At 62.1% G+C, this 1,825-nt stretch carries 2 protein-coding genes; both read left to right on the top strand.

Going from position 1 to position 1,825, the window contains the following annotated elements; all coding sequences use genetic code 11:
- Window positions 1–16: 16 nt before the first annotated feature.
- Window positions 17–775: an electron transfer flavoprotein subunit beta/FixA family protein gene (locus ACR0BZ_RS19825; RefSeq protein WP_267364208.1), complete on the top strand. Its 759-nt coding sequence runs from the start codon at window positions 17–19 to the stop codon at window positions 773–775.
- Entirely contained in the window at window positions 775–1,704 is a 930-nt protein-coding gene (locus tag ACR0BZ_RS19820; RefSeq protein WP_267364206.1) for an electron transfer flavoprotein subunit alpha/FixB family protein, read from the top strand. The genes ACR0BZ_RS19825 and ACR0BZ_RS19820 overlap by 1 nt, the downstream gene beginning before the upstream one ends.
- Window positions 1,705–1,825: the final 121 nt, after the last annotated feature.

Raw genomic sequence — 1,825 nt, 5'->3', positions numbered from 1 at the left:
AGGAGAAAGCGCTACAATGAAGGTACTGGTACCTGTCAAACGCGTGATTGACTACAATGTGAAGGTCCGCGTGAAAGCGGACGGTAGCGGTGTTGATCTCGCCAATGTCAAAATGTCGATGAACCCGTTCGACGAGATTGCGGTTGAAGAGGCCATTCGCCTGAAAGAGGCTGGCAAGGCAGACGAAGTTGTTGCCGTTTCAATTGGAGTGAAGCAGGCGCAGGAGACGCTGCGGACCGCGCTGGCCATGGGGGCTGATCGGGCGATTCTGGTTGTTGCGACGGATGATGTGCATACCGATATCGAGCCGCTGGCGGTTGCCAAGATCCTGGCCAAGGTGGTCGAGGAAGAGCAGCCCGGCATCGTTCTGGCGGGCAAGCAGGCGATCGACAACGACATGAACGCCACCGGTCAGATGCTGTCGGCCCTGCTGGGCTGGTCGCAGGGCACCTTTGCCTCGGAACTGGATATCGAAGGCGACAGTGCCAAGATCACCCGCGAGGTGGATGGCGGGTTGCAGACCATCAGCGTCAAGATGCCGACCATCGTGACCGTTGACCTGCGCCTGAACGAGCCGCGCTATGCGTCGCTGCCCAACATCATGAAGGCGAAGAAAAAGCCGCTGGACGAGAAAACCGCCGCCGATTACGGCGTCGACGTCACGCCGCGCCTGGAAATCGTCAAGACCGAAGAACCGCCGGCACGGGCCGCTGGTATCATCGTTGGCTCGGTGGATGAGCTGGTTTCGAAACTCAAAGAAGCGGGGGCTGTGTAATGGCTGTACTTCTGCTTGCCGAAGTCAACAATGGCGAACTGGCGCTGGACGCCACCGCCAAGGCCGTCAACGCCGCCAGGGCGCTGGGTGACGTGACCGTTCTGGCCGCGGGTGGCTCGGCCGCCGCTGCCGGCGAGGCTGCCGCCAAGATCGACGGCGTGTCCAAGGTGCTGGTTGCCGAAGACGCGTCGCTGGGTCATCGCCTGGCGGAATCGACCGCCGCGCTGATCGTGGGTCTGGCCGATGGGTACGAGCATATCGTGGCCCCCGCGACCACCGACGCCAAGAACGTGATGCCGCGCGTCGCGGCCCTGCTGGACGTTATGGTGATCTCGGATGCCTCGGGTGTGGTTGACGGCTCGACGTTTGAGCGCCCGATCTATGCGGGCAACGCGATCCAGACCGTGAAGTCGAACGACGCCAAGAAGGTCGTCACCATCCGCACCGCCAGCTTTGATGCGGCGGGCGAAGGTGGCTCGGCTGCGGTCGAGACCATCTCGGTCGGCGACAATCCCGGCCTGTCGTCGTGGGTCGAAGACAAGGTGGCTGCAAGCGACCGTCCGGAACTGACCTCGGCTGGCGTTGTTGTCTCGGGCGGCCGTGGTGTCGGCTCGCAAGACGACTTCAAGCTGATCGAAGCTCTGGCTGACAAGCTGGGTGCCGCGGTTGGCGCATCGCGCGCCGCTGTGGACTCGGGCTATGCCCCGAACGACTGGCAAGTGGGTCAGACCGGCAAGGTTGTTGCCCCCGATCTTTATGTCGCCGTCGGCATCTCGGGCGCAATCCAGCACCTTGCGGGCATGAAGGATTCAAAGGTCATCGTTGCGATCAACAAGGACGAAGAAGCGCCGATCTTCCAGGTCGCCGACTTCGGACTGGTCGCCGACCTGTTCCAGGCGGTCCCGGAACTGACCGAAAAGCTCGGCTGAACGCAGCCCGGGGCCTTAGCCCCTCAACCACCAAAGGCCCGCAACCAAGCGGGCCTTTTTCAATTCAATCCCCTCAAAGCCACCTCAAGCTTCAAAGCAATCTCCCTATGCGCTGAGGGGC

This window comes from Ruegeria sp. P8, assembly GCF_056534665.1.
Note: the sequence above shows the minus strand (reverse complement) of the source record. Positions and strands in the feature narration are given on the sequence as shown.

Bases quoted from the DNA above. Each gene is read 5' to 3' on its own strand.
- ACR0BZ_RS19825 (WP_267364208.1), top strand. From the start codon at position 17: ATGAAGGTACTGGTACCTGTCAAACGCGTGATTGACTACAATGTGAAG.
- ACR0BZ_RS19820 (WP_267364206.1), top strand. From the start codon at position 775: ATGGCTGTACTTCTGCTTGCCGAAGTCAACAATGGCGAACTGGCGCTG.